Source organism: Streptomyces sp. NPDC020681 (assembly GCF_044334895.1).
GTDB lineage: Bacteria > Actinomycetota > Actinomycetes > Streptomycetales > Streptomycetaceae > Streptomyces.
Genome location: NZ_JBIRTX010000004.1, coordinates 417,484 through 435,032, shown reverse-complemented (window position 1 = coordinate 435,032; position 17,549 = coordinate 417,484). Strand labels below are relative to the sequence as shown.

Below are 17,549 nucleotides of genomic sequence, written 5' to 3'. Positions count from 1 at the left end.
ACCATGTAATCGGCGTTCGAGTGCCTGAACAATGGTCGCGCAAGCACCAGTTGGAGATGCCGGGTGCAATACGCGATTTCTTGACAGCACTTCGGGTGATCCGTAGCTTCCTGTGCACAGACAAGACTATTGGTCACATACGAGAACGGGTGGGATTGTGAGTCCACGGCAGATCGTGGTGTCGGGCGGCGGTACGGGCATTGGCCTCGCGGTGGCCGAGGCGTTCGCCGCGGACGGTGACAAGGTCACGCTCCTCGGCCGCAGGGAGGAGGTGCTGCGCGCGGCCGCCGAGAAGATCAACGCCACGCGCGGCGACCGCACGGCGAGCTGGTGCCCGGCCGATCTGTCCGAGCCCGAACAGGTGCGCAGCGCGGCCCGGTTCATTGCCGAGCGGAGCGAGACCGTCGACGTCCTGGTTACCAACGCGGGCGGCAATGTCGCTCCCGGGCACGACGGCACGCTCGAGTCCATCGCCGACAGCTACCGTCGCAACTTCGCCGCGAACGTGCTGACCTCGGTGCTGCTCACCGAGGCGCTCCTCCCCCACGTGCGGCGGCCCGGCGGCCGGATCGTCCATCTGTCGTCGATAGCGGCGCTGCGCGGCCCGGGTTCGTACGGCGGCTCCAAGGCCGCGGTCAACACCTACACCTTCGACCTGGCGCAGCGGCTCGGGGCCGACGGGATCACCGTCAACGCCGTCGCGCCCGGGTTCGTCGCTGACACGGAGTTCTTCGGCGACCGCGCCACACCGGAGTTCGTCGCCTCCCGGGTCAAGCAGACACTGACCGGCAAGCCGGGACTCCCGGCGGAGATCGCCGCGCTGGTGCGCTATGCCGCGGCACCCGAAGCCGCCTATCTGACGGGCCAGATTCTGCACATCAACGGGGGTGCGGCGCTCGGCCGCTGATCGATTGTCAGTGCCGCGCGAGATGCTGGACGGTCCGACACCTTCTCCAAGGGGGAATGCGCCATGACCGATCAGGAACTCGCCGCGGCACAGGCCTATGTGCGGCTGCTCCAGACCACCCGTGCGGTCCTCGCCGACGGGCGCCAGCCGCTCCTTCCGCTGCTGACCGTCCCGATCACGGAGGCGGACAAGGCGCTCGACGCGCTGGGCATGGCGGGCAACGAGGAGGCGTTCTTCCGCCTGGTCAGCAGGCTTCAGCCCGTGCTGGGCGAGGAGCAACGGGTGCCGTGAGCGCGCCGGGCGGCGTCAGCCGATGCCGAAGAGCGGCTTGGTGATCGTCAGGCCGAGGTCTCCTCCTGCGTACGAGAAGAAGGCGATGAGCATCAGCGCCGCGCCACCCAGCGCGGTGTCCTTGAAGAACATCGTCATCTCGAGCTGGCGGGCCTGTGCCTCGCTCTCCTTCCAGAACGGGTGCATCAGCAGAGCCGTCGGGAAGAGGAAGACAGCCAGCAGCAGCGCTCCGAGATCCGCCCAGATACCGAGCGCCACGCTCAGCGCGCCCGCCAGCAGCAGGACGCCGGAGGCGACGGTGGCAGGGACGGGTGCAGGCACGCCACGGGACGCGGCGTAGCCGGCGAGGACTTTCGTCTGAGTCAGATGGGCAAAGGCCGAGCTGAGAAAGAGCACGACGAAGATGATGCGTCCCACGAGTACCAGGACGTCCATGGTGTCCTCCAGGCTTGCGAGCCAGGTGATTGAACAGAGAACTACCCGACTCCACGGTACTCCGGATCAGGCGGTACGGCCCAGCATGTTTGGCGTCCTCGCTGACCGGTCACCCGATCAATAGGTGAACGCGATGAAAGACAGTGATGTGGTGAGCCGGCTACTGGAGTCGTACGGCCGCAGCTTCGCGCAGGATGCGGGCATCCGGCTGCGCGACACTCCTCAGCCGCTGTACCAACTGCTGGTCCTGGCCTGCCTGTTGAGCACCAGGATCCGCAGCAGCACCGCCGTCGCGGCCGCGCGGGCGCTGAACGAGGACGGACTGCGTACGCCGCGCCGCATGCTGGCGTCGACCTGGCAGCAGCGCGTCGACGCCCTCGGTCGGGGCGGCTACCGCAGATACGACGAGAGCACGGCGACGCGCCTCGCCGACGGCGCACAACTACTGCTGGACGAGTGGGCCGGAGATCTGCGCCGGCTGCGCGCCGAGGCCGGCGGCGATGTGCCCGCGCTGAGCCGACTGCTCCAGAAGGTCCCCGGAATCGGGCCCACGGGAGCCGACATCTATCTGCGCGAGGTGCAGGACCTCTGGCCGGAGACCGCGCCCTACCTGGACGACAAGGCCCTCCAGGGAGCGCGGCTGCTGGGACTGCCGGACCGGCCGCGGAGGCTGGCCCGGCTGGCGGCGGACTCGTCCTCGCCGGGGGCCGTGTTCGCCGCCGCGCTGGTGCGGGCGGCGCTGGACAAGAAGGTCGCCGCGGAGCTCCTCGGGACGGCCTGACACGGCCCGCACCTGGGGCGATCGCCCCAGGTGCACAGTGCCGCGGTGCTACCGTCCGCTCGGCTTCTTCATCCGCTCGCCGGGCTTGTGCGCGGTTCCGTGGGTGTGGCCGGAGTTCTGCTCGCCACGGCCCTCCATCTGGAGGCCCGGGTCGTCAATGGCCTTGCCGATGGTTTCCTTCATCCGGCCCTTGGCCTGCTTCGCCTTGGCTTTCGACTTTCCCATGACGGTGTCCTTTCGGGAGCGTGGGAAGGGGTTGACGTAAACACCCTGACCCGATCACCTCGAGTACGCAAACCGGCACATACAGTGACAAGCGCTTGAGTCATGGCCCCGCCCCGTGCCGGACAGGAGCTGGACAGGAGCCTGGCAAGCAGAAGAGGCCGTACCGGAAATTCCGATACGACCTCTGACCCGCGTAAACGCTGGTCGGGACGACAGGATTTGAACCTGCGACCCCTTGACCCCCAGTCAAGTGCGCTACCAAGCTGCGCCACGTCCCGCTGCGCGCCACCACCGGTCCTCCGGCCGTGCACGCAAGAGAACAGTACCCCACGGCGCGAAGCCGCCGGTCACACCTGATGGTTCATGGATCGAGCCGGTACTCGACGAGGGCCCCAGTCATCTGATCTCGCACCCGGGCGTCGATCTTCTCCGACTCCCCCGGCTTTGACTTGAACTCCTTCGTCTCGCCCTTGAATGCGCGGTCCCTCGACAGGTACCTCGTCAACAGGTACGGCGCCCCGACAGGAGGGCACAGCATGACAGTTCGAGCAGCGGGCCTGTCTCCGAGGACCTCATGCAGCGAACTCGGCACGGGCAAGTCGGTCTGGGTACAGACAGGAGAGACTCGGCCTTCAAAGTCTTCGCCACAGTCATTGGTGACCTTCGAGTCACCATTATGCGTGAGCAAGGACGTATGAACGGTCAGCCGAACTACCTCCTGCTTGTCGTTGCTGGCATCGAAGACAAATGTTGTCGACCACTTCTGGCCGGGAGCCAAGGTTTCTCCAGCCTTCAGGACATCATCCATCTTGAGTAGCCCCTTGTACTCTCCCAGATGACGTTGATCGCGAGAAGCCAGGTCCAAGACGTCGTGCGCTGTTTTATTTGCACCCAATCGCTCGGACTTCTCCGTGCTGTGCCCCGTAATGGTGTACGCCGCCCCCAGAACGTCCACCGCGGCCGCGCCACTGTTGTTCAGCGTGATGGTTCCGCGCATGTGGGTGACCTTGCCGTAGTGCCTCAATTCTTCCAGTTTGGCGACCACGTCAACGCGCGGGCGGTCATGAGCCGGTTTATAGAAGTTGACGAACCAGAACTGCACCACCGCCGCCAGTGGAAGAAGCGCAACAACGGCAGTCCATGCCCTGTTCAGCTCCACCCCTGGCCGCCGCATAATGGCGCAGGTGATCACTCCGAGGGCGAACAAGAACAGCGCACCAGCGGCCACCAGTACCGCAATATCAGCGAACTCATCAGTAAAGGGGCTGTGCACTTCTACCCATAGCGGGATAAAGAGAATCGGCGCAGCCGACAGCTGGGCGGCAAAAACGCTGGGCAGCTCCCAGGCGTCACTTCCCCATTCCCCGGAGTCCAAGGATCTGTGCAATTTCCATACGTCCGAAGCAGCCACTGCGTTGACAATCGCGATCGCGATGCGAAGCAGCGCCATAGGGAGCTGGACATGCCGCGCGAGTGCGAGGTCAATGATGGCCGTGCTGACAAATAGCAGGGCGTCAAGGCTCAGCACGACAGCAAGGGTGACGACTAGGTAACGGCGCCAGTTCCGAGGTTCCACGGGGCAACGCTAGAGCGCCCGGCGCTCGTGCCCGGTGAGCCACGCTGGACGCGAGTCAGGGGGACAATCGAAGCGTGGACAAGGCAGCGAGGGACCGTGACATCGAAGGACGCGCGCGCAATGCGCGGCCGCGCGACGGGCTCGGGCGGCCCCTTCCGTACGGAGCGGCGGGTGTTGAGCGGCAGCCCGAAGGAATCGTGCGGTCGCCCGCCCAGACGCTGGACCAGGCGCAGCGACTGCTCGACGAGGGCAAGCCGTTCCATGCGCATGAGGTCTTCGAGGACGCCTGGAAGTCCGGTCCCGAGCCCGAGCGTGAGCTGTGGAGAGGGCTCGCGCAGCTGGCGGTGGGGCTCACGCATGCGGCCCGTGGCAATGCCACCGGCGGTGCGCGGCTGCTGCTGCGGGGCGCGGACCGGATCGCCGGGTACCGGGATCCGTACGCCATCGATGTGGCCCGGCTCGGGGCCTGGGCGCGGGAGCTCGCGGGCCGGCTCGACGACCCGGTGGACGCGGCCGCCGAGGCTCCCCGGCTGATCCGGAAGGACTGACGGCAGGACTGACGGCAGGTCTAGTCGAGCAGCAGGACGACCTCGAGCGTGCGCGGGCCGTGGACGCCCTCGACGCGGTCGAGTTCGATGTCGCTGGTGGCCGACGGGCCGGAGATCCAGGTCAGCGGACGGGTCGGGTCGAGCCGCGGCATCGCCTGCGGCACGGAGGCGACCACCTGCCCGGGTGCTCGTACGACGCAGATATGAAGGTCCGGGACGAGCGTCAGCGCCCGGCGGCCCTGCCCCGGGCCCGCGTCCAGCACGATGGTTCCGGTCTCGGCGATCGCCAGCGCGCAGCCGGTGATCACGGCGTCGGTGGCGTCGAGTTCGTACGGAGTGAGCGGGCCGTCGTCCGTGCGCCGCTCGGCGTCGGCGGCCGCCAGCCAGCCGGCGGGCAGCCCGTCCGGCACGACCACCGATCTCGCGCCGTGATCGGCGAGCAACTCCGCGATCAGATCCGGTAGTTCGGCCGGAGTGACGCGGTGCACGATCGCACGGTAGTCGACGAGGTTCTCGTGCAGCAGATCGAGGATCGCGGCCGGGTCGTCGGGGGTGTGGCTGGACAGATAGCCGCGAGCGGCCTCCGGCACGTCGGGCGATTCCGCGACGGCGGACCGGATCCGGGCGAGGATGCGGTCGCGTGAGGATCCGGTCATCGGCGGTTCTTCTTCCACCAGTCGCGGAACGACTCCGCGGGCAGTTCGGGCAGGTCTCGGCTGTCGGTCCAGGCGCCCGCGCCGGGCGGCCGCGCCGGATGGAGCCGCCGGGTCTTCGACGCGAGCCGCTCTCCGGCGGCCAGCGCGCCGGGATGGTTCAGCACCCAGCCCGCCGCCTTGATCGCAGCCTTCTCCAGGCGGTGCCCCTTGCCTCCGCGGTCTGCGACGCTCTCGCGGAGGTGCACGAGGACTTCGGGGATGTCGATGGCGACCGGGCACACCTCGTAGCACGCGCCGCACAGCGACGATGCGTACGGCAGGGAGGCGTCGATCTCGCTCTGGATGCCGCGCAGTTGGGGACTGAGGATCGCGCCGATCGGCCCGGGATAGACCGAGCCGTACGCATGGCCGCCGGCCCGTTCGTACACCGGGCAGACATTGAGGCAGGCGGAGCAGCGGATGCAGCGCAGGGCCTGTCGGCCCACCTCGTCGGCCAGTGTCCCGGTCCGGCCGTTGTCGAGGAGGACGAGATGGAAGTTCTGGGGTCCGTCGCCCGTCCTTCCGTCGGCGGTGGTGGTCGTGCCGGTCCACATGGAGTTGTACGGGTTCATCCGCTCGGCGGTCGATGAGCGCGGCAGCGTCTGCAGGAACACCTCCAGATCCCGCCAGGTGGGCACCACTTTCTCGATGCCGACGACGGAGATCAGCGTCTCGGGAAGGGTCAGGCACATCCGGCCGTTGCCCTCGGACTCGAAGACGACGAGTGTGCCGGTCTCGGCGACCATGAAGTTGGCGCCGGAGATGCCGACCTTGGCGCGGAGGAACTTCTCGCGCAGGTGCAGGCGGGCCGCCTCGGCGAGTTCGGCGGGTGTGTCGGTCAGTCCGTCGGGTGCCGCCCGTCCCCAGGCGGCCATCTCCTTGCGGAAGATGTCGCGGATCTCGCCGCGGTTGCGGTGGATCGCGGGCACCAGGATGTGCGAGGGCCGGTCGTCGCCGAGCTGCACGATGAGTTCGGCGAGATCGGTCTCGTACGCCGCGATGCCTTCGGCCTCCAGGGCTTCGTTGAGGCCGATCTCCTGCGTGGCCATCGACTTGACCTTGACGACCTCGCGCTCGCCGGTGGCTTTGACCAGGCCGGTGACGATGCGGTTGGCCTCTTCGGCGTCCGCGGCCCAGTGGACCGTGCCGCCGGCCGCGGTGACCGCGCTCTCCAACTGCTCCAGGTACCGGTCGAGATGGCGCAGTGTGTGGTTCTTGATCTGCTTGCCGGCCTCGCGCAGCTCCGCCCAGTCCTCGAGCTCCGCGACCGCCTTCGCGCGCTTGTCGCGGATCGTGTGCGTGGCGTGCCGCAGATTGGCGCGCAGCGTCACATTGTGGACGGCGTCCTTGGCGGCCGTCGGGAAGGACGGCATGCCGAGATACGTCCCGCTCATGCGTGCGGCTCCTCTTCGGTAGAGCTGAGGATCTCGGCGATGTGCAGCGCGCGCAGCGGATCGTCCTGGCGCCGGATGATGCCGCCGAGGTGCATCAGACAGGAGTTGTCCGCTCCGCACAGCACGGAGGCCTTGGTGGAGACGGCGTTGCGGACCTTGTCCTGGCCCATGGCGGCGGAGACATCGGAGTTCTTGACGGCGAAGGTGCCGCCGAAGCCGCAGCACTCGTCGGCGCCGGGCAGCTCGCGCAGCTCCAGGCCCTTGACCGCCTCGAGCAGCCTGCGCGGCCGGTCGCCGAGGCCCAGCGTCCGCAGGCCGTGGCAGGAGGGGTGGTAGGTGACGGTGTGCGGGAAGTAGGCCCCGACGTCGGTGACGCCGAGGACATCGACCAGGAATTCGGTCAGTTCGTACATCCGCTGCGGAAGCGCCGTCTCGCCGAACTTCGGGTAGTGCTCGCGCACCATCGCCGCGCACGATCCGGACGGGGTCACCACATACTCGTAGTCCTCGAAGGCCCGTGCCGTCCGCCGTACCAGCGGCTGAGTCTCGCGCCGGTAGCCCGTGTTGAACTGCGGCTGCCCGCAGCAGGTCTGTGCGGCCGGGAAGTCCACCTCCACACCGAGCCGTTCCAGCAGTCTCACGGTCGCGATGCCCGTGGCCGGGAACAACGCGTCATTGACGCAGGTGACGAAGAGTGCGACACGCATGGTCGGAGGATATGCCGCCGACGGTAGCCCCGGTAGGTCCTCCGATCATCCTGATGCGGCAGACTCGTCGGCGTGAGGAAGATCTATGTCATCGGCATCGGAGCGGGCGACCCCGACCATCTGACACTGCAGGCGGTCAAGGCGCTGAACAAGGCGGATGCGTTCTTCATCCTCGACAAGGGCGAGGAGAAGGCGGATCTGACCCGGCTGCGGCGGGACATTCTGGACGCGCACATCGAGAGCCCCTCGTACCGTCTGGTCGAGGCGCGCGATCCGGAACGGGACCGCCAAACATCCGACTACTCCCCCGCCGTCGACGACTGGCGCAGCCGCCGGGCCGATCTGTACGAGCGGTTCATCGCCGAGCAGCTGGCCGACGGCGAGTGCGGTGCGTTTCTGGTCTGGGGCGATCCGGCGCTGTACGACTCCACGCTCGGCATCCTTGAGGAGATCCTCGAACGCGGCACGGTCGCCTTCGACCACGAGGTGGTGCCCGGCATCAGCAGTGTCTCCGCGCTGCTGGCCAGGCACCGTACGGGCCTCAACAGGGTCGCGCGACCGGTGCAGATCACCACCGGCCGGCGGCTCGCCGAGGGCTGGCCGGAGGGCGTGGACGACGTGGTCGTGATGCTCGACGCCCGTCAGGCGTTCACCCGCCATCTGGACCAGGACCTGTTCATCTACTGGGGCGCGTATGTCGGCACCGAGGACGAGATCCTGGTGTCGGGACGGTTGTCGGAGGTGTCGGACCGGATCGAGGAGCTGCGGGCCGAGGCGCGCGCCCGCAAGGGCTGGATCATGGACACCTATCTGCTGCGGCGCGGCTGAGCAGCGCGAGCACACCCGGGACGTCCTCCGCGGTCGGCACGCCGTCGGGCGCCGGAGGGCGGCGGACCACGACGACGGGCACGGAAAGCTCACGCGCGGCGGTGAGTTTGGCCGCGGTGGCCGGTCCGCCGCTGTCCTTGGTGACGAGGACGTCGATGCGGTGCGTACGCAGCAGTTCGCGTTCGCCGTCGACGGTGAAAGGACCGCGCTCCAGGATCACGCTGGTGTGGCGGGGCAGCGGCGGGCCGGGGGCCTCGACGGACCGTACGAGAAAGCGCAGTTGGCCGAGGTCCGCGAACGCGGCGAGGCCGAGCCGTCCGGTGGTGAGGAAGACCCGGCGGCCCAGGGCCGGCAGCTGTGCGGCGGCGTCGGCGAGCGACGCCGCGTCGTGCCAGCGGTCGCCGGGTCGGGCATGCCAGCCCGGCCTGCGCAGCGCGACCAGCGCGGTACCGGTGGCGGCCGCGGCTGCGACGGCGTTGGCGCTGATGGTGGCGGCGAAGGGGTGCGTGGCGTCGACGACGACATCGACACGGTGTTCCCTCAGCCACTCGGCGAGCCCCTCCGGTCCCCCGAACCCGCCGATGCGCACCTCGCCGACGGGCGTCCGCGGCCGGGCCACGCGCCCGGCGAGGGAGGTGGTGACCCTGGTGCCGGGGAGGCCGCCGAGCTCGGCGGCCAGCTGCCGGGCTTCGGCCGTGCCGCCGAGGACGAGGATGTGCGTGCCGGGCATGGCGTCGAGGCTACTTCGCCCACAGATCCCGTACGTGGCCGAGGTGGCGGGTCATGACCTCCCGTACCGCTTCCTCGTCCCGGGCCAGCAGCGCGTCCAGCAGCTCGTGGTGTTCCTCCGCGGAGTCCTCCAGCAGCCCCCGTTCGGCGAGCGCGGTCAGCCCGTACAGCCGGGAACGCTTGCGCAGCTCACCGACCACCTGCACCAGGTGCTCGTTTCCGGCGAGTGCGAGCAGGCCGAGATGGAAGCGGCGGTCGGCCTCGACATAGCCGATCAGGTCGCCCGCGGCCGCCGTCGTCACGATCTCGGCGGCGGCCGGGCGGAGTGCTTCGAGGTCCGCCGGGTCCGCGGTCGCGGTCAGGCCGGTGACGGTCGGGATCTCGATGAGTGCGCGTATGTGGAGGTATTCGTCGAGCTGCCGCTCGGTGACCTCGGTGACCCGGAAGCCCTTGTTGGGCAGAGCGGTGACCAGGCCCTCCTTCACGAGGTCGAGCATCGCCTCGCGTACCGGCGTCGCGGACACGCCGAAGCGGGCGGCGAGCGCGGGTGCGGAGTAGACCTCGCCGGGCAGCAGTCCGCCGGAGATCAGGGCGGCGCGCAGCGCGTCGGCGACGCGTTCGCGGTAGTTCGTACGGCCGCCGAGTGCGGGCAGCGGTGGTGTCGGCACGCTGGTCACAGCAGGAACCCTCCGGGAAAGGGGTCGGTGGGATCGAGCGGATCTGGGTCAGGGGGTGATCGGGGCCGTGGCCTCGGCGGTGGCGGCGCGCACGGTCTCCTGCTGGTCCGGCAGCAACGGCTCGCGCGGCGGCCGGCAGGGCCCGCCGTGACGACCCACGACATCCATCGAGAGCTTGATCGCCTGGACGAACGCGGTGTGGGAGTCCCAGCGCAGCAGCGGATGGAGCCGGCGGTAGAGCGGCACGGCGCGGTTGAGGTCACCGGCGACGGCCGCGCGGTAGAGCGCGACACAATCGGCGGGCAGGGCGTTCGGGGAGCCGGCGATCCAGCCCTTCGCTCCGGCCACGGCGAGTTCCAGCAGTACGTCGTCGGCGCCTGCCAACAGGTCGAGTCCGGGAGCGAGTTCGGCGATCCGGTAAGCCCGGCGCACATCGCCGCTGAACTCCTTCACTGCCTGGATGTGGCCGTCGGCGTGGAGCGCTGCCAGCAGCTCCGGAGTCAGGTCGATCCTGGTGTCGTGCGGGTTGTTGTACGCGACGACCGGCAGGCCCTCCTTGGCGACGTCGGCGAAGTGGGAGCGCACGGACCGCTCGTCGCCACGGTAGGCGTTGGGCGGGAGCAGCATCACACTGGCGCAGCCCGCGTCGCGGGCGTGCTCGGCCCAGCGCCGAGCCTCTGCCGATCCGTACGCCGATACGCCGGGCATCACCCGCTCGCCGCCGATCGCGGTGACGGCGGTCTCGACGACGCGGGCGCGTTCCTCGGGTGTGAGGACCTGGTACTCGCCGAGCGAGCCGTTCGGCACGACGCCGTCGCAGCCGTTGCCGACGAGCCAGGCGCAGTGCGCGGCGTAGGCGTCGTAGTCGATGCTCAGGTCGTCGCGGAAAGGGAGCGCGGTGGCGACCATCACTCCGCGCCAGGGCTTGGGGTCACTCGTCATGACTGGGCCTTCCGGCAGTCGGGGGACGCGGGCGAGTACGGAGTTCGCGCCACAGGCGCAGCGAGAGCAGCGCGAGCTTCAGCTCCGGACCCGGCTCCTTGAAGGCCCCGGCGGCGCCGACCATTCCGGCCTCGATGATCACGACGTCGCAGGTCAGGCGAGTGCTCACCTGGGTACCGTGTCACATGTCATTGGCCTCGACCAGAGCGCATACATCATCCGCCGGAAAGGGATCTTCGACCGATCGGCTCACCAGACCAGATGGAGCGCCTGCGGCGACCGGTGGATCATGGTCGGTCGCATCACCGGCGGCGGCTGGTCCTCGTCGATCCGCAGCCCGGGCATTCTGCGGGCGAACAGGGCGATGGTCAGCCGCAGTTGCTCCCGGGCGAGCTGAGAGCCCGGGCAGCCGTGCGCGCCATGGCCGAAGGCCACATGCTGCCGGGAGAGGGGCCTGGTGATGTCGAAGACGTCGGGCCGGTCATGGCGCTCGTCGTCCCGGTTGGCCGATCCGTACGCGACGAACACCGTCGCCCCGGCGGGCAGCTCCGTCCCGGCGATGGTGACGGGCCGTGTCGCGATCCGACGGAAGCCCTGGACCGCGGTGTCGTACCGCGCGGCCTCCTCGACGGCTGCCGGTATCAACTCCGGGTCGGCGCATATCAGTTCCCACTGGCGCCGGTCGCTCAGCAGATGGAGCAGCGTGCCGCCGATCAGCGCGGTCGTGGTGAGATGCCCGGCGATCAGGAAGTTCTGCAGGTTCGACACCAGCTCGTGGCGCTGGTCGAGGGTGAGTTCGCCCTCTCCGGGCGCGAGCGCGGCAACCATCCCGGAGCACAGATCGTCGCGCGGGCTCTCCCTGCGGTCCCGCACATAGCCGTCGAGAAGCCGTTGAAGCGCGACGACGTCCTCGGCAGCGCGCACTTGCCCGTCCGGGTCGAGCGGCCGGAACAGCAGCTCCTCCGCGCGGTAGCCGCCGTGCACCGCCGCGGGCACGTCGGCCGGGTCGAACCCGATCAGTCGCCCTATCACCCGGCCGGGCAGCCGCCGTGCGTATGCCTCCATCAGCTCGACGCGGCCGTCCGCCGCGAACCCGTCGACAAGCGCCTCGGCGCACTCGGCGGCGAACGGAACGAGTTCCGCCACCCGCCCGGCCGACAGCCCACGGTTCAGCGGGGCCCGGTGGCGCTGGTGGGCCGGCCCGTCGGTGGAGACCACGGTCGGGCGTTTGCCATAACCCTTGGCCAGCACCTCCAGCGCCGGAGGCGAGGGCATCACATCGGGCAGCAGGGCGCGGGCGGACGAGAAGTCGTCGGCCCGCCGCAGCACTTCCCGTACATCCGCGTCCCTGGCCACCAGCCAGGCGTCGAGCTCAGGCACAAAGGTCAGCCCTTCGGCCCGGCGCGCTCGCGCATAGAGCGGATAGGGATCGCGGTACAGCTCGTCGAGCCTTGCGTGATCTTTGCTCGCCACGCGGCGCCTCCAGGTCGTTCGCTCAGGATCCACACGCTCGTTCACCTGTACGTCCGGCCATGGTGCACCAGCGCTGCCGCACCGGAAAGGGCACAACAGGCTTCAGAGCAGCAGCAGTTGGAGTCCGCCGAGCACGGTCGCCGCGAGGACCAGCCGTTCGAAGAGCAGCTGGTCGATGCGGTCGACGCACGCCTTCCCGATGAACGCGCCCGGCAGCACGAAGAGCACCAGCACCGCGTCCAGCAGCAGCGAACGCCGGTCGATCAGCCCGAGGCCCACGCTGAACGGCACCTTCGAGGTGTTGACGATCAGAAAGAACCACGCCGACGTGCCAAGGAAGCCGAGCTTCCGGAAGCCCGCGGAGATCAGATACAGCGACAGCACCGGACCGCCGGCGTTGGCGACCATGGTGGTGAATCCGCCGAGCACTCCGTACGACCGGGCCTTCACCCGCCCTCGGCGGCCCTCCGCCGACGCGAGCTTCTCCTCCGCGCCCGGCCGTCGGCGCCAGACCGCAGCCGCGGCCATCAGCAGCAGAATCGCGCCGATGGAGGTGCGTACGGCGGCGTCGTCGGCCAAGAACATGAAGACCGTCCCGACCACCACTCCGGCGGCGACCGCGGGGAACAGTTTGAGCAGTGTGGGCCAGTGAGCATGCCGCCGGTAGGTGAGCACGGCGACCACATCGCCGACGATCAGCACCGGCAGCAGCACACCCGTGGACTCACGGGCGGGCAGCACGGCCGCGAAGATCGCCAGGCTGACGGTGTTCGCACCGCTCACGGCGGTCTTGGAGAATCCGACGAGCGCCGCCGCGGCGGCGAGAGCGACCAGGTCCCAGCTCAAGCGGCCGGACCCTAGCGCTTGATCGCCACGCCTCCGAACACATCCGTCGGCTCCGGAGTGGAGCCGGGCTCCGGGCGCCACAGCGGGCACGAGACGATGCCGGGCTCCATGAGCTCCAGGCCGTCGTAGTACGCCGACACCTGCTCGGGACTGCGCAGCACGTACGGAACGGCGCCCGTGTCGTCGTAGCCCTCCTGCGCCTCCTTCAGCGCCGCGTCGGTGTCCGTGCTGTCGTAGTGCACGAAGTAGCTGCCCGCCGGCAGGGCCGCCTGGAGGCGCCGGACGATCGACTTGGCCTCTTCGTACTTCTGGACATGGCCGAGGATGCCCATGAGCATCAGCGCGACCGGCTGGCTCAAGTCCAGTATCTTGCCGGCGGCTTCGAGAATCCGCTCCGGCTCGTGCAGGTCGGCGTCGATGTAGTCGGTGACGCCCTCGGGTGTGCTGGTGAGCAGGGCCTGCGCGTGGCGCAACACCAGAGGGTCGTTGTCGACGTAGACGATGCGGGAGTCGGGGGCGATGCGCTGGGCGACCTGGTGGGTGTTGTCATAGGTCGGCAGGCCCGTTCCGATGTCCAGGAACTGGCGAATGCCGCACTCCTCGGTCACAAAGGTCACCGTGCGGATCAGATAACCGCGCGAGGCCCGCGCCATGGTCTCGATGTTCGGTGCGGTCTCCCGGTATGCGTCGCCCGCAACGCGGTCGACCTCGTAGTTGTCCTTCCCGCCCATCCAGTAGTTCCAGATACGGGCGGAGTGCGGCACCGTGGTGTCGATCTTGGACAGCGCTTCCTGATCGGGCGTCTGCGGGCCGTCTGCCATGGGATGTCTCCTGACTTGCTTCGCGCGGGCTGTCGCTAACCTACCGTCAACTTCCTTGCCTTCAACCAGCGTTGGGAGCGGCGCAGGACAGGAGCACGGATGGGGTGACCGACTTCGCGGATGTCGACGGTCACCACGGGCACATGCTGGGCGAGCGTACGGAACGCCCGCTCGTAGGCGGTGATTTCCTCGACGGCGGCCGCCTCGGCCACGCCGGGGGCGACGCGGCCGGGCAGCCCGCACTCCGGCGCCGACGCGGGCGCGACCAGATGGAGTATCGCGCCGTCACGTTCGGCCACGGCTTCGGCGAAGTCGAGGGCCTGGATCCAGGTCACGCGGGAACGACCGCGTCGCAGCGGGCCGTAGACAAGCTCCCGGATCATGCTGCCGTCGACGGCCAGCAGGCCCGGCGCGGCGAGGAGTTCGCGGTAGGGCTGGGTCGGATCCACATGGTGCAGATCCTCGGGCGGGCGTCTGATCAGGAATCCCTGGCGGGCCAGTTCAGCGAGGAGTGCGTTTCTGGCGATGCCGTCACGGCCCTCGACGACCAGGGTCCGGCACCCCACGATGGCCTGCTGGACATTCATTCCCGAACCTCGGCTGCGGCCCGGCCGGGGGCACCGGGTCCGGGGACACGGTGCCCAGCGACACGAAGCCCGGGGACACGAAGGGGAGTGCGCATGCCGCTCCCTTCGGGTCGTCGAGCTGCGGATGAGCAGATTCCTCAGTGTGTCCGGAAATCCCGCGGCTCGGGAGTGCGCCTACGAGTTGTCCGGTTGTGCGGGCGTAGTGGCGGATCGGGTGGGCGTAGTGGAGCCGGGAGACAGCTGTGGTCCGGGGCTCAGACGACCAGGAAGTCAGCCCGGCCGGCCTTGGCGCCCTCGATGAACGCGATCATCTCGTCCCGCGTGTAGACGAGCGCGGGACCGGCCGGATCGGTCGACTGACGGACCGCGACGCTGCCGTCCGGCAGCCGCTTGGCCTCGACGCAACTGCCGCCATTGGTACCGCTCCAAGGCTTCTCCCAGCCTTCGGCCCCGAGGTCGAAGGCCGGCATGCCGCTGTAGACGGGGCCCGAGGTTCCCATGGTCACAACTCCTTACGCAGTTCTCCCAGGATTGACCTGGTTCGAGCGACCGGTTCCGCCTGCACGGTCATCCGGTCCATTACTTCGAGGTAGTTCACGACGTCGTCCGGCTGGTCGACATAGACCGCGCCGGCGAGGCTCTCGGTGTAGACGACGTCCGGCAGTTCGGAGAAGCCGAAGCGGAAGTAGTGGAAGGGGCCGAAGGCGCCCGGATGCGCTCCTGCCGCGAAGCGCATGATCTGGATCCTGACCTTCGGCAGCTCCAGCACCTCGCTGAGGTGGTCGATCTGGGCCCGCATCACCTCTGCCCCGCCCACCGGGCGGCGCAGAACCGTCTCTTCCAGAACGGCCCATATCGCGGGCGCGTCCGGTCTGGAGAGCAGTTCCTGACGTCTGACGCGCAGCTCGACCCGGCGCGCGATCTCTTCCTCGTCGCCGTTGGGGAAGCCGACACGCATGAGCGCGGCGGCATAGTCGTCCGTCTGCAACAGGCCGGGAACGTAGTGGGGTTCGTAGAGGCGGATGACGCTGGCTTCGCTCTCCAGGCTCACGTACGCGCGGAACCAGTCGGGCAGCACGTCGCGGTACTTGTACCACCAGCCGGGCTCGTTGGCCTTTCGGGCGAGCGCGAGGAAGTCTTCGACCTCGTCGGCCTGCACCCCGTAGGTCCCCAACAGCTCCTTCACATAGGGGATACGGAGCCCCACCTCTGCCTTCTCCATCCGGCGGATGGTCAGAGGAGTCACATCGATCACCCGCGCGGCATCGTCGAACGACACCCCTGCCCGCTCCCGCAGATACCGCAGCCGCTTGCCGAGGACCATCCGCAGAACCGTCGGTGCACTGCCGCCCGAGCGGGTGTCGCTCACGTGCTACCTCCCGGTCAGGCCGTCCCAGCGTGCAGTGTGCCATGCCGTCCGACGACACAGACAGACCCTTGCGGAACGTTTTGAAATTATCAGAACGCAGGTTGCGTGCCGAGTATTTCGGGCACCATAGTGCTCGAGTGACCTGTCGCACATTCCGCGACTGTGTCCACCAACAGCCCCTGGGTTTCCCGTAGTCGAGCACCGGTCCCACGCCGGGGTCCGCCGGGCGGGGAAGGCACCACAGTGAAGCGAGTCCCTGGATGGTCACCGTGAAGAACGGGCAGTCGAAAAGCCCGGGCAAGGGCTCCACCGGGGCCAATGCGGCCCTGGCTTCCGCAGTCAAGGACGCGGGTTGCTCCTATGCGTCACTTTCCCTCCGGGTCAACGAACTGGGCCGCCGTCAGGGCCTGGAGACCAACTACGACAAGGCGTCCGTGACGCGCTGGCTCCAGGGCCAGCAACCCCGGGGCATGGCAGCGGAGTTGATCGCCGCAGTGCTCTCCGAGCGGCTGGGCCGCACCGTCTCGCCCACCGACCTCGGCTTCCTTCCCGAACAGCAACGCCCGGTCGTGGGACGGGCGCTCACCTACCGCGAAGACGTGGCAGAGACCTTGCACACACTGGCTGAACTGGGCTCGACCGACATCTCCCGCCGCAGTCTGCTCGGCACGGTCCCCTTTGTGGCCGGCGCTCTGACCGCCCCTCAGCGCGAGTGGCTGCTCTGGCTCGTCGAGCAGGCCGACGACCACACCGCGGCTGCCACCCGGCTGAGGTCCGTGTCCGGCGACGGGCCGGTCGAACAGGTCCACGCGATGATCGGCATGTTCGACCAGATGGACAACCACTACGGCGGCGGCGGGGTGCGCACCAGCATCGTGCACTACCTGTCCACCGAGGTCATCCCGCTGCTGCAGCAGCGCGGCACCGCGCCGCACCAGCTGCGGCAGTTGTTCGCCGCCGCCGCCCGGCTCGCCGCCATGGCCGGCTGGAGCTCGTACGACGCGGGTGAGTACGGCCTGGCGCAGCGCTATATGACGCAGGGCCTGAGGCTCTGCGCCGAAGGCCGGGACAGGGTGCTCGGCGGCCAGATCCTCGCGGGGCTCTCCCATCTGGCGACCAGCCTGGGACGGCCCGACGAAGGCGTTGCGCTGGCCCGGGCCGGCATCGCCACCGCGAAGAACGGGGGCAGTCCTCTCGGCCTGATGCGGCTGTACGCCATGTCCGCACGCGGACATGCGGCGCTCGGCCGTCCGGACGACACCGCGGAGGCGCTGCGCGCGGCCGAGGACCATCTCGCCGCGAGCCGTGGGGCGGAGCAGGAGTCCCGCTGGGTCCGCTTCCTCGACCACCACTATCTCCAGGCGGAGTCCGCGGTGTGCTTCCGCGATCTCGGGCTCGCCTCACAGGCCGAGCGCACGGCGGTGGAGTCAGTACGTGCCAACGCCGACCGGCGCCGGCGGCAGGCCATCAGCCGTTCCGTACTGGCGACGGCCCATCTCCAGCAGAACCGGCTGGACGAGGCCATCGGCACGGCGACCGAGGCTCTCGGCACGCTCAGTTCGGTGCACAGCGAGCGGTCGATCCAGGCGCTCCGCGACTTCCGCGGCCGGCTTCAGCCGCATCGGCGCGAGCCCCTTGTGCAGGAGTTCGAGCGCCGTTCACGAGCGGTGCTGGGTGCGGCGGCCTAGGTCCTCCGGTCGATCAGGCCGGAGGGGACC

General features: G+C 69.0%; 21 protein-coding genes, 1 tRNA gene and 1 pseudogene. 6 read left to right on the top strand and 17 right to left on the bottom strand.

Annotated elements, in window-relative coordinates:
- The first annotated feature begins 157 nt into the window (after nt 1-157).
- Together ACH4YL_RS12145 and ACH4YL_RS12140 are read left to right on the top strand one after the other, a co-directional pair.
- The gene (locus tag ACH4YL_RS12145) at nt 158-907 is read left to right on the top strand and encodes an SDR family NAD(P)-dependent oxidoreductase (protein WP_398507169.1); all 750 of its coding nucleotides are present in this window, start codon (nt 158-160) and stop codon (nt 905-907) included.
- Between the two features lie 63 nt (nt 908-970).
- Nucleotides 971-1,198, top strand: coding sequence for a hypothetical protein (locus ACH4YL_RS12140; RefSeq protein ID WP_398507168.1), 228 nt, complete (start codon nt 971-973; stop codon nt 1,196-1,198).
- A 15-nt stretch (nt 1,199-1,213) separates the two neighbouring features.
- Here ACH4YL_RS12140 and ACH4YL_RS12135 read toward each other — a convergent pair whose 3' ends face one another.
- Nucleotides 1,214-1,633, bottom strand: coding sequence for a DoxX family protein (locus tag ACH4YL_RS12135; protein WP_398507167.1), 420 nt, complete (start codon nt 1,631-1,633; stop codon nt 1,214-1,216).
- Nucleotides 1,634-1,766: 133 nt separating this feature from the next.
- Here ACH4YL_RS12135 and ACH4YL_RS12130 point away from each other — a divergent pair, with 133 nt between their 5' ends.
- Nucleotides 1,767-2,414 (top strand): endonuclease, encoded by a 648-nt coding sequence (locus ACH4YL_RS12130; protein ID WP_398507166.1) that lies wholly within the window; start codon nt 1,767-1,769, stop codon nt 2,412-2,414.
- Nucleotides 2,415-2,462: 48 nt separating this feature from the next.
- On the opposite strand, the gene ACH4YL_RS12125 is transcribed toward ACH4YL_RS12130, so the two are convergent.
- From ACH4YL_RS12125 to ACH4YL_RS12115, 3 genes are all read right to left on the bottom strand, one after another.
- Nucleotides 2,463-2,639, bottom strand: a complete 177-nt coding sequence (locus ACH4YL_RS12125) for a CsbD family protein (protein ID WP_398507165.1) — start codon at nt 2,637-2,639, stop codon at nt 2,463-2,465.
- Between the two features lie 201 nt (nt 2,640-2,840).
- Nucleotides 2,841-2,917 (bottom strand) — tRNA-Pro (locus ACH4YL_RS12120).
- An 83-nt stretch (nt 2,918-3,000) separates the two neighbouring features.
- Nucleotides 3,001-4,167: a hypothetical protein gene (locus ACH4YL_RS12115; protein WP_398507164.1), complete on the bottom strand. Its 1,167-nt coding sequence runs from the start codon at nt 4,165-4,167 to the stop codon at nt 3,001-3,003.
- A 122-nt stretch (nt 4,168-4,289) separates the two neighbouring features.
- Here ACH4YL_RS12115 and ACH4YL_RS12110 point away from each other — a divergent pair, with 122 nt between their 5' ends.
- Entirely contained in the window at nt 4,290-4,763 is a 474-nt protein-coding gene (locus ACH4YL_RS12110; protein ID WP_398507163.1) for a DUF309 domain-containing protein, read from the top strand.
- 20 nt (nt 4,764-4,783) lie between these two features.
- Here the strand turns inward: ACH4YL_RS12110 and ACH4YL_RS12105 are convergent, their stop codons facing one another.
- Genes ACH4YL_RS12105 through ACH4YL_RS12095 form a run of 3 tightly spaced genes read right to left on the bottom strand, consistent with a single transcriptional unit; the run spans nt 4,784 to nt 7,559 of the window.
- Nucleotides 4,784-5,419, bottom strand: a complete 636-nt coding sequence (locus tag ACH4YL_RS12105; protein ID WP_398507162.1) for a lactate utilization protein C — start codon at nt 5,417-5,419, stop codon at nt 4,784-4,786.
- Nucleotides 5,416-6,852: a LutB/LldF family L-lactate oxidation iron-sulfur protein gene (locus ACH4YL_RS12100; RefSeq protein WP_398507161.1), complete on the bottom strand. Its 1,437-nt coding sequence runs from the start codon at nt 6,850-6,852 to the stop codon at nt 5,416-5,418. Before ACH4YL_RS12100 ends, ACH4YL_RS12105 begins: the two co-directional genes overlap by 4 nt.
- A complete protein-coding gene (locus ACH4YL_RS12095) occupies nt 6,849-7,559 on the bottom strand; it encodes a (Fe-S)-binding protein (protein WP_398507160.1) in 711 nt (236 codons plus the stop codon). The genes ACH4YL_RS12100 and ACH4YL_RS12095 overlap by 4 nt, the downstream gene beginning before the upstream one ends.
- Nucleotides 7,560-7,631: 72 nt before the next feature.
- On the opposite strand from ACH4YL_RS12095, the gene cobF reads away from it, so the two are divergent.
- Nucleotides 7,632-8,387 (top strand): precorrin-6A synthase (deacetylating), encoded by a 756-nt coding sequence (gene cobF, locus ACH4YL_RS12090; protein ID WP_398507159.1) that lies wholly within the window; start codon nt 7,632-7,634, stop codon nt 8,385-8,387.
- Here the strand turns inward: cobF and ACH4YL_RS12085 are convergent.
- The 10 genes and pseudogenes from ACH4YL_RS12085 to ACH4YL_RS12040 form a co-directional block, all read right to left on the bottom strand.
- The gene (locus ACH4YL_RS12085; protein ID WP_398507158.1) at nt 8,356-9,117 is read right to left on the bottom strand and encodes a cobalt-precorrin-6A reductase; all 762 of its coding nucleotides are present in this window, start codon (nt 9,115-9,117) and stop codon (nt 8,356-8,358) included. The genes cobF and ACH4YL_RS12085 overlap by 32 nt on opposite strands.
- 10 nt (nt 9,118-9,127) lie before the next feature.
- Nucleotides 9,128-9,793 carry a GntR family transcriptional regulator gene (locus ACH4YL_RS12080; RefSeq protein WP_398507157.1) on the bottom strand — a complete coding sequence of 222 codons (666 nt, stop codon included), beginning with the start codon at nt 9,791-9,793 and terminating at the stop codon, nt 9,128-9,130.
- 48 nt (nt 9,794-9,841) lie between these two features.
- Nucleotides 9,842-10,735, bottom strand: a complete 894-nt coding sequence (locus ACH4YL_RS12075; RefSeq protein WP_398507156.1) for a dihydrodipicolinate synthase family protein — start codon at nt 10,733-10,735, stop codon at nt 9,842-9,844.
- A 31-nt stretch (nt 10,736-10,766) separates the two neighbouring features.
- Nucleotides 10,767-10,904: pseudogene (locus ACH4YL_RS12070) on the bottom strand (FAD-dependent oxidoreductase); the annotation flags it as partial.
- A gap of 80 nt (nt 10,905-10,984) precedes the next feature.
- Nucleotides 10,985-12,208 (bottom strand): cytochrome P450, encoded by a 1,224-nt coding sequence (locus ACH4YL_RS12065; RefSeq protein WP_398507155.1) that lies wholly within the window; start codon nt 12,206-12,208, stop codon nt 10,985-10,987.
- Between the two features lie 102 nt (nt 12,209-12,310).
- On the bottom strand, nt 12,311-13,054 hold the full coding sequence (locus ACH4YL_RS12060; RefSeq protein ID WP_398507154.1) for a sulfite exporter TauE/SafE family protein: 744 nt from the start codon (nt 13,052-13,054) through the stop codon (nt 12,311-12,313).
- An 11-nt stretch (nt 13,055-13,065) separates the two neighbouring features.
- Nucleotides 13,066-13,875 carry an SAM-dependent methyltransferase gene (locus tag ACH4YL_RS12055; protein WP_398507153.1) on the bottom strand — a complete coding sequence of 270 codons (810 nt, stop codon included), beginning with the start codon at nt 13,873-13,875 and terminating at the stop codon, nt 13,066-13,068.
- A 35-nt stretch (nt 13,876-13,910) separates the two neighbouring features.
- Nucleotides 13,911-14,462, bottom strand: coding sequence for a hypothetical protein (locus ACH4YL_RS12050; protein WP_398507152.1), 552 nt, complete (start codon nt 14,460-14,462; stop codon nt 13,911-13,913).
- A 254-nt stretch (nt 14,463-14,716) separates the two neighbouring features.
- Nucleotides 14,717-14,962 carry a DUF397 domain-containing protein gene (locus ACH4YL_RS12045; protein ID WP_398507151.1) on the bottom strand — a complete coding sequence of 82 codons (246 nt, stop codon included), beginning with the start codon at nt 14,960-14,962 and terminating at the stop codon, nt 14,717-14,719.
- Nucleotides 14,963-14,964: 2 nt separating this feature from the next.
- Nucleotides 14,965-15,786, bottom strand: coding sequence for a helix-turn-helix domain-containing protein (locus ACH4YL_RS12040; RefSeq protein WP_398507339.1), 822 nt, complete (start codon nt 15,784-15,786; stop codon nt 14,965-14,967).
- 305 nt (nt 15,787-16,091) lie between these two features.
- Here ACH4YL_RS12040 and ACH4YL_RS12035 point away from each other — a divergent pair, with 305 nt between their 5' ends.
- On the top strand, nt 16,092-17,519 hold the full coding sequence (locus ACH4YL_RS12035; RefSeq protein WP_398507150.1) for a hypothetical protein: 1,428 nt from the start codon (nt 16,092-16,094) through the stop codon (nt 17,517-17,519).
- Nucleotides 17,520-17,549: the final 30 nt, after the last annotated feature.